Genomic DNA, 9,117 nt, shown 5'->3' with positions numbered 1-9,117 from the left:
TTGACTAAATTTGCACCATGGAATTTTCATCAAAACTACTAGAAAAAGCAGTAAACGAAATGTCTCAATTGCCGGGAATAGGCAAACGAACAGCATTGAGATTGGTTTTGCATTTACTAAAACAACCCAAACAGCAAACTAGTTTTTTGGTACAATCCTTACAGACTATGCGTGAGGAAATTAGATTTTGTACAAACTGTCACAATATTTCCGATGTTGCAGTATGTGAAATTTGTTCCAATCCTAACCGAAACCATCAAATTGTTTGTGTTGTAGAAGATGTTCGTGATGTAATGGCTATCGAAAATACAGGTCAATTTCGAGGAATTTATCATGTTTTAGGAGGTAAAATTTCACCTATTGACGGAGTTGGGCCAAGTCAGCTAAACATCACATCATTGGTAGAAAAGGTAAAATCTGGAAATATTTCTGAAATTATTTTCGCGCTAAGCTCAACTATGGAAGGTGATACGACGAATTTTTATATCTATAAACAAATAAAAGATTGTGAGATAATTGCATCATCAATTGCAAGAGGAATTTCGGTGGGTGATGAGTTAGAATATGCAGATGAAGTGACACTTGGCAGGAGTATTCTTAATAGAATTCCGTTCGAAAATTCCTTTAAAAATAATTAATTAAATTAAAAAGTATATAGAGGTTTTATTTTATCAAATGAAAAACTATATTTGTTTCCAAAATTGCGTTTAAAAATGAATAAAATATATAGATTTTGTGTTTTTGCAGTTCTTTTTTTGTGTGCTTCTTGCATACCAAATAAAGACTTGCTTTACCTTCAAAATAAAAACAATTCAAATCAAGAATCTGATATAACTCCTGTGGTTTTAAAACCTTATCGAGCACAAGTAAATGATGTTTTAAGTATTAGAATAAAAGCATTGGATCAGAAGTTAGTTGAAATGTTTAATCCATCTACGTTAGCTGGAGCTCAAACAAATTCTTCTGATGGGCTTTACTTTGATGGTTTTTCTGTAAATGATCATGGTGAAATTCGAGTGCCAGTTTTAGGAGAAGTAAATGTATTAGGATTAACATTAGACGAAATTAGATTAAAAATAGAAAAGCAATTGCTAGAAGAATATTTTAATAAATCAGCAGATATTTTCGTGTCGGTAAAACTAGCAGGAATGCGCTATACTGTAAATGGAGAAATTACTAGTCCTGGAAGTAAAATACTTTTTCAAGATAAAGTCACTATACTTGAAGCCATTGCAAATTCTGGAGATATTACAATTACAGGAAATAGAAAAGATGTTATGGTACTCAGACAATATCCACATGGAACAGAAATACATACAATAGATTTAACAAGTAGAGAAGCGCTAAACTCACCCTATTATTATGTTCAACCAAATGATTATATTTATGTTAAACCACTCAAGCAAAAATCTTGGGGAACAGGAACTACTGGTGTACAATCGTTTACTACAATATTAGGAGCTGTAACATTAATACTGACAACATTTTTATTGTTTAAAAAATAATCGCAAATGCTCGACACTAAAGATTTTTCTTTTTTTGAAACTCAAAACAATTTCGATTTCAAGGCTTTTTTTACAAAAATACTAGGGCATTGGAACTGGTTTTTAGTAAGCTTGATTATTGCTTTTACTATTGCGTACCAAATAAATGTAAGAAAACAAAAAATATACGGGGTCTCTACAACAATAGCTTACAAAGAAGAAAACAATCCTTTTTTTACAGCAAATACTAGTTTAGTGTTTAACTGGGGAGGAACTTCAGATCAAGTACAAACATTAATGACAACTATAAAATCTCGTTCTCATAACGAAATGGTTGTCAAAGAATTGAATTATTATATTGAATATTTACGCCAAGGAAAATACAATATTGAAGATGCTTATGGGGAAGTTCCATTTTATGTGAACGCTAATAAAAACCTTCCACAATTAGCAAATCAATTAATTAATATAAAATTTGTTAGCCCTAATGAATATGAGATTTCAATAAATTTTGAAGAGTCTAGCGTAGAATTACTAAATTATACCACAGAAGTATATAGTAAAACAAATGTTCAGGTTGGAGAATTTAAAAAGCGTTATAAAATAGGAGAACAGGTTTCATTGCCGTTCTTGCATTGGAAACTTGAACTTACAGCTAATCCAGGATATTATGACGGCTCAAATCATATAGTAAGATTTGCAGATTTTAACGAAACTGTAGGCGATTACAAAGAAATTGAAATTGAATCTGATGCTAAAGGTGGTGCAATATTAGTTCTTAATTTGCAAGGAACAAATAAAGCTCGCATGGTTGATTATTTAAATGGAACAATTAATGTTCTTATGAATAGACAATTACAGGCTAAAAATCAGTTCGCAACCAATACAATTAGATTTATTGATAGCACTTTGGTGGCCATGGAAGGTCAACTAAAAAATACGGAAGATGAATTAAAAAACTTCAGTCGCGACAAAAATATTTATGAAGTGGAAATGGGAGGAGAGAAATTTACATCTCAAGTTTCAGATTTAGATCTCGAAAGAGATTTAATTAATAGAAAATTAGCTTATTACAATACATTAAAAACCTATCTAATTAATAGTGTAGACTATTCTAAGCTTCCAGCTCCATCAGTTGCTGGAATAGATGATCCGAATATTATTGCCAATGTATCTAAATTAACGGCATTGTCTGCTGAGCGATCAGAAATGTTGTATACTGTCAAAAACGATAAAAAGTTTAAAGATTTTGACAATCAAATGGATGCTTTGAAAAAAGTATTATTAGAAAATATTTCTACCACAAAAGCATCCATACAATATGATTTGAATGTAATTAATAAAAAAATAGGCTTAGTAGAAATTACTATAAAAAAATTGCCTGAGCAACAACAAGAACTGGTAAAAATTAATAGAAAATACGACTTAAATAAAAATGTATATAATTCATTTCTCGAAAAAAGAAGTGAAGCAGATATTGTTAGAGCCGCAAATTTATCAGATATACAATTTATAGATCCAGCAAAAGATACAGGTGGAGGATTGTTAGGTCCCAAAACAAATGTTAACTATGTATTGGCATTGTTTTTAGGACTATTAGTTCCGCTTATTATGGTTTTTGGAGTAACCATAATTGACAGTACTATAAAAAATGCAGATGATATTTCTAAAATGACCAAAATTCCTATTTTGGGAGTTGTAGGAAAGAAAAGTGGTAAAAATAATTTAGCTGTATTTGAGAAGCCAAAATCAGCATTGGCAGAAAGTTTTAGAGCAATAAGATCATCCTTACAATTTTTATATAAAAAACAACAAGCTGGAGCAAAAACACTAATGTTAACTTCGTCGATTAGTGGAGAAGGAAAAACATTTTGTTCTATAAATATTGCCACTATTTTTGCTTTAAGCGAAAAGAAGACGGTAATTGTTGGGTTAGACTTAAGGAAGCCTAAAATTTTTCAAGATTTTCATATAGAAAATACAATAGGAGTTGTAAATTACTTAATTGGACAAAAAACGTTAGAAGAAATAACCCAAAAAACACCAATACCTTATTTAGATTTTATTTCAGCAGGTCCAGTTCCTCCAAATCCAGGGGAGTTAATTATGGGAGAAAGTATGAAAGAAATGATAGATGAGTTAAAATTAAAATACGATTATATTATTCTAGATACACCTCCTGTAGGGCTAGTGTCTGATGCGCTTGAACTTACACCTTTTTGTGATGCAACAATATATGTAGTGAGACAAAACGTAACAAGAAAAGAGATGTTAAGTTTAGTAAATAATAAACACAAACGTGGCGAATTAAATAATATAAGTATCGTTTTCAATGGCTTTGAAAACAAAGCTAAATATGGTTACGGATATGCTTACGGTTACGGATATGGTAGTTACGCAAACGGTTATCATGAAGTCGAAAAACCAACCAATCCGATAGTACGTTTTATAAATAAAATTTTCAAAAAGTAATCAATGCAGTCATCTAAATTTAAAATACTTATAACTGGTGGGGCAGGATTTATCGGTTCAAATCTAGGTGAATACTTTTTAGGTAAAGGTCATCAAGTTACTTGTCTTGATAATTTTGCAACAGGACATCGTCATAATATTCAACATTTATTATTTAATGAAAATTTTTCATTAATAGAGGGTGATATTCGCAATTATTCTGATTGTCAGAAAGCTGTAAATGGCGTAGATTATGTTTTGCATCAAGCTGCATTAGGTTCGGTTCCTAGATCTATTGCAGATCCGATTACTACAAATGATGTCAATGTTTCTGGTTTTTTAAATATGCTGTCAGCATCAAAAGAAGCCAATGTAAAACGATTTATATATGCTGCAAGCTCATCAACATATGGAGATTCTGAATCATTACCAAAAGTAGAAGATATTATTGGGAAACCACTTTCGCCTTACGCTATTACAAAGTATGTAAACGAATTATATGCTGACATCTTTAGTAAAACATATGGTATAGAAACCATAGGATTACGATATTTTAATGTTTTTGGAAGAAAACAAGATCCAAAAGGAGCCTATGCCGCTGTAATTCCGAAATTTGTTATGCAATTCATGAATTATGAAAGTCCGGTGATAAACGGAGATGGGAATTACTCTCGTGATTTTACTTATATAGACAACGTGATTCAAATGAATGAGTTAGCTATGCTGACTCAAAATCAAGAGGCTCTAAATACAGTGTTTAATACCGCTTTTGGAGATAGAACAACATTAAACGATTTAATTAAAAATTTGCAAAGAGAATTATCTCAATTTGACTCTAAAATTGCAGATGTAAAAATAGTTTATGGGCCAAATAGAGCTGGAGATATTCCACATTCTTTAGCAAGTATAGATAAAGCAAAGATATTATTAGGCTACAATCCTAAATTTTCTTTGAAAGACGGATTAAAAGAAGCCGTAAAATGGTATTGGGAAAATTTGAAATAAAGAATCGTTTAGATTAAAAATAATGAAAATAGCAGTAATAGGTTTAGGATATGTAGGTTTGCCATTAGCAAGATTGTTTGCTACAAAATACGATGTCGTTGGTTTTGATATTAATACTAAAAGAGTTGCCGAACTTAATTCAGGCTTAGATGCTACTTTAGAAATTAGTAAAGATTTATTGCAATCGGTTTTAAAAGTAGAAAACACAGCTGAAAATGGTCTGTTTTGTTCGACTAATATCGAAGACATAAAAGACTGTAATTATTATGTGGTTACGGTTCCAACTCCAGTAGATAAAAACAACAAGCCAGATTTAACACCACTTTATAAATCCAGTGAAGCAGTTGCAAAAGTGCTAAAAAAAGGAGATATTGTTATCTACGAATCTACGGTGTATCCAGGCGTTACAGAAGAAGAATGCGTTCCGGTTTTAGAAAAATTTAGTGGATTAAAATTTAATATAGATTTCTTCGCAGGATACTCGCCAGAAAGAATAAATCCAGGAGATAAGGAACATACAGTTGAAAAAATTCTAAAAGTAACTTCAGGATCAACACCAGAAATAGGGATTAAAGTAAACGAATTATACAAATCGGTAATTACTGCAGGGACACATTTAGCTCCTACTATTAGAGTTGCTGAAGCTGCTAAAGTAATTGAAAATTCACAACGTGATATTAATATTGCATTTGTAAACGAATTGTCAAAAATATTTAATATTCTTGGAATTGATACTCAAGATGTTCTAGAAGCTGCAGGTACAAAATGGAATTTTCTTCCATTCAAACCAGGATTAGTTGGAGGTCATTGTATAGGAGTTGATCCCTATTATTTAGCTCAAAAAGCGCAAGAAATGGGTTACCATCCAGAAATAATTTTGGCAGGACGACGACTCAACGATAGTATGGGAGAATATGTTGCTTCGCAAGTAGTTAAACTAATGATTAAAAAAGGGATTGCTATAAATGGCGCTCAGCTTCTAATGTTAGGGATTGCTTTCAAAGAAAATTGTCCTGATGTAAGAAATACTAAAATTGTAGATGTCATTTCGTCATTGAAAGAATATGGAATTCAAGTTACAATTTATGATCCATGGGTAAATCCTAGTGAGGTTTTGCATGAATATGGTTTAGAAACAACTAAGGAATTACCTTCAATTAAGTTTGACTCAGTTGTTTTAGGAGTTGCGCATAAAGAGTTTTTGGCAACTGATTTAAAATCTTTGCAAAAAGAAAAATCAATATTATATGATGTTAAAGGGATTTTAGGCAATCATGTCGACGGAAAGCTTTAATTTTGTAACCTTTAGAATAAACATAGTAAATGAAAATAAACTCAATTTGTTGTATAGGAGCTGGCTATGTAGGAGGACCTACAATGGCTGTTATTGCACAAAAATGCCCAGATATAAAAGTTACAGTTGTCGACTTAAATGAATCGAGAATTGCAGATTGGAATGATGCTAATCTAGAAAATTTACCAATATACGAACCAGGATTAGACAAAGTTGTTGCTGAAGCTCGAGGTAGAAATTTATTTTTTTCAACAGATGTCGACAAAGCGATAGATGAAGCACAAATGATTTTTATTTCGGTAAACACACCAACTAAAAATTATGGAGCTGGAAAAGGAATGGCAGCCGATTTAAAATATATTGAACTTTGTGCTCGTCAAATTGCTCGTGTTTCTAAACAAGATAAAATTGTTGTAGAAAAATCGACTTTGCCAGTTCGTACAGCTGAAGCAATAAAAAATATATTAGATAATACAGGAAATGGGGTTCAATTTCAAATTCTTTCAAATCCAGAATTTTTAGCCGAAGGAACCGCAGTTCAAGATTTGCATAACCCTGATCGAGTTCTTATTGGCGGTGAAAATTCAGCAGCAATCAAATCTTTAGTAGATGTTTATTCTAATTGGGTTCCAAAAGATAAAATATTAACTACAAACGTTTGGTCTTCGGAATTATCTAAACTAACAGCCAATGCATTTTTAGCACAAAGAGTGTCTTCTATAAATGCGATTTCTGAACTTTGTGAAAAAACTGGAGCAGATGTTTCCGAAGTATCAAAAGCAATAGGAATGGATGCTCGAATTGGTTCAAAATTTCTAAAAGCATCAGTCGGTTTTGGCGGTTCTTGTTTTCAAAAAGACATTCTCAACTTGGTTTACATAGCAAAATCATATGGCTTGCACGAAGTAGCTGATTATTGGGAACAAGTTGTAATTATGAATAATCATCAAAAAGATCGTTTTTCTAGAAACATTGTGCAAACATTATACAATACCGTTTCAGGAAAAAAAATAACACTTTTGGGTTGGGCATTCAAAAAAGACACAAATGATACTCGTGAATCTGCGGCAATAAATGTGGCTCAAAACTTAATTGCGGAACAAGCAAATGTTTCTGTTTTTGATCCAAAAGTATCTGAAAATCAAATTTTATCAGATTTAAATCATTTGAAAGAAAATGAGATTAATAGAATTGAAGTAATAGATAATCCATATGAAGCTTGTAAAGATTCCCATGCCATTGCAATTTTGACTGAATGGGACGAATTTACTACTTACGATTGGAAAAAAATATACGATAATATGCTCAAGCCAGCATTTGTTTTCGATGGAAGAAATCTTCTAGATAAAAAACAAATGATTGAAATTGGATTTACATATAGTGCAGTAGGAAGTTCAAATTCATAGAAAAATGAAAAATATATTAATTACAGGAGGAGCTGGATTTATTGGTTCACATGTTGTGAGACGATTTGTGCAGAATTATCCAAATTATCATATCTATAATTTAGATGCTTTAACATATGCGGGTAATTTAGAGAATATAAAAGATATAGAAAACGAATCTAATTATACTTTTGTAAAAGGAGATATTGTCGATGAAACTTTTATAAATGATTTGTTTGCAAAATATAATTTCGAAGGAGTTTTACATCTTGCTGCCGAATCTCATGTAGATCGTTCTATCGAAGATCCATTGTCGTTCGTAAAGACAAATGTGATTGGGACTATGAATTTGCTAAATGCAGCCAAAAATCTTTGGAAAGGAAATATGGAAGGCAAACGTTTCTATCATATTTCAACGGATGAAGTTTATGGGTCGCTTGGCGCAGAAGGATTATTTACCGAAACTACTTCGTATGATCCTAACTCACCATATTCAGCATCAAAAGCAAGCTCCGATCATTTTGTAAGAGCTTATGGTGAAACGTATGGTTTGCCTTATGTTTTAACTAATTGTTCTAATAATTATGGGCCTTATCATTTTCCAGAAAAATTAATTCCGTTATTTATTAATAATATCATAAATAACAAAGCATTGCCAGTATATGGTGATGGGAATTATACACGCGATTGGCTTTTTGTAAAAGACCATGCCGTTGCGATTGATTTAGTTTTTCACGAGGGTAAAAATCATGAAACCTATAATATTGGAGGCTTTAACGAATGGAAAAATATCGATTTAGTCAAATTACTTTGTAAAGTAATGGACGAAAAATTAGGTAGAAAATCAGGAGAATCTGTTAAATTAATTACTTACGTAAAAGATAGACCAGGACACGATTTACGTTATGCCATAGACGCTTCTAAAATAAACAAAGAACTAGGCTGGAAACCAACAGTAACTTTTGAAGAGGGGTTAGAAGAAACTATAGATTGGTATTTAAATAATACAGATTGGTTAAATAATGTGACATCTGGAGAATACGCAAAGTATTACGAAAAACAATATAATTAATTTTTTAGAGCTAATATTTTAGATTCCTTTAAATCTAAAATCTAAAATCTAAAATCTAAAATCTAAAATCCTAAAATCCTAAAAATGAAAGGAATAATATTAGCAGGTGGTTCGGGAACTCGTTTGCATCCATTAACGCAAGTTGTGTCCAAACAATTGTTGCCTATCTATGATAAACCAATGATTTATTATCCGCTATCTGTATTAATGTTAGCGGGAATAAAAGAAATTTTAATTATATCTACACCACAAGATTTACCTAATTTCAGACGTTTATTTGGAGATGGAAGTCAAATTGGACTGAAACTTTCGTATGTAGAGCAACCACGACAAACTCGGCCATACCCGCCCCGGCATCAAAGAGATTAGTGCCCACTTCGGTGACAAAATTATCGGTCTCCACACCACTGGCACAGAGGATGACCG

General features: G+C 31.8%; 7 protein-coding genes and 1 pseudogene. All 8 read left to right on the top strand.

Annotation, left to right across the window (positions count from 1 at the left end; all coding sequences use genetic code 11):
* Positions 1-17: 17 nt before the first annotated feature.
* Positions 18-638 carry a recombination mediator RecR gene (recR, locus tag ACHZC3_RS08910; protein WP_394759520.1) on the top strand — a complete coding sequence of 207 codons (621 nt, stop codon included), beginning with the start codon at positions 18-20 and terminating at the stop codon, positions 636-638.
* 75 nt (positions 639-713) lie between these two features.
* Positions 714-1,505 carry a polysaccharide biosynthesis/export family protein gene (locus ACHZC3_RS08905; RefSeq protein WP_394759519.1) on the top strand — a complete coding sequence of 264 codons (792 nt, stop codon included), beginning with the start codon at positions 714-716 and terminating at the stop codon, positions 1,503-1,505.
* A 6-nt stretch (positions 1,506-1,511) separates the two neighbouring features.
* Positions 1,512-3,956, top strand: coding sequence for a polysaccharide biosynthesis tyrosine autokinase (locus ACHZC3_RS08900; RefSeq protein ID WP_394759518.1), 2,445 nt, complete (start codon positions 1,512-1,514; stop codon positions 3,954-3,956).
* A gap of 3 nt (positions 3,957-3,959) precedes the next feature.
* Positions 3,960-4,940 (top strand): SDR family oxidoreductase, encoded by a 981-nt coding sequence (locus ACHZC3_RS08895; protein ID WP_394759517.1) that lies wholly within the window; start codon positions 3,960-3,962, stop codon positions 4,938-4,940.
* Between the two features lie 22 nt (positions 4,941-4,962).
* A complete protein-coding gene (locus tag ACHZC3_RS08890) occupies positions 4,963-6,234 on the top strand; it encodes a nucleotide sugar dehydrogenase (protein ID WP_394759516.1) in 1,272 nt (423 codons plus the stop codon).
* A gap of 29 nt (positions 6,235-6,263) precedes the next feature.
* Positions 6,264-7,640, top strand: coding sequence for a UDP-glucose 6-dehydrogenase (locus ACHZC3_RS08885; protein ID WP_394759515.1), 1,377 nt, complete (start codon positions 6,264-6,266; stop codon positions 7,638-7,640).
* 4 nt (positions 7,641-7,644) lie between these two features.
* A complete protein-coding gene (rfbB, locus tag ACHZC3_RS08880; RefSeq protein ID WP_394759514.1) occupies positions 7,645-8,691 on the top strand; it encodes a dTDP-glucose 4,6-dehydratase in 1,047 nt (348 codons plus the stop codon).
* 84 nt (positions 8,692-8,775) lie between these two features.
* Positions 8,776-9,018, top strand: a pseudogene (locus tag ACHZC3_RS08875) (sugar phosphate nucleotidyltransferase); the annotation flags it as partial.
* Positions 9,019-9,117: the final 99 nt, after the last annotated feature.

Origin of the sequence: Flavobacterium sp. (assembly GCF_043720215.1) — a bacterium.
GTDB lineage: Bacteria > Bacteroidota > Bacteroidia > Flavobacteriales > Flavobacteriaceae > Flavobacterium.
The sequence above is the reverse complement of the archived record's forward strand: the minus strand, read 5'-3'. Positions and strand labels throughout refer to the sequence as shown.

What these genes read in the sequence shown, in the direction of transcription:
- ACHZC3_RS08900 (WP_394759518.1), top strand. Translation starts at nt 1,512, where the DNA reads ATGCTCGACACTAAAGATTTTTCTTTTTTTGAAACTCAAAACAATTTC.
- ACHZC3_RS08905 (WP_394759519.1), top strand. Translation starts at nt 714, where the DNA reads ATGAATAAAATATATAGATTTTGTGTTTTTGCAGTTCTTTTTTTGTGT.
- recR (WP_394759520.1), top strand. Translation starts at nt 18, where the DNA reads ATGGAATTTTCATCAAAACTACTAGAAAAAGCAGTAAACGAAATGTCT.
- rfbB (WP_394759514.1), top strand. Translation starts at nt 7,645, where the DNA reads ATGAAAAATATATTAATTACAGGAGGAGCTGGATTTATTGGTTCACAT.
- ACHZC3_RS08885 (WP_394759515.1), top strand. Translation starts at nt 6,264, where the DNA reads ATGAAAATAAACTCAATTTGTTGTATAGGAGCTGGCTATGTAGGAGGA.
- ACHZC3_RS08890 (WP_394759516.1), top strand. Translation starts at nt 4,963, where the DNA reads ATGAAAATAGCAGTAATAGGTTTAGGATATGTAGGTTTGCCATTAGCA.
- ACHZC3_RS08895 (WP_394759517.1), top strand. Translation starts at nt 3,960, where the DNA reads ATGCAGTCATCTAAATTTAAAATACTTATAACTGGTGGGGCAGGATTT.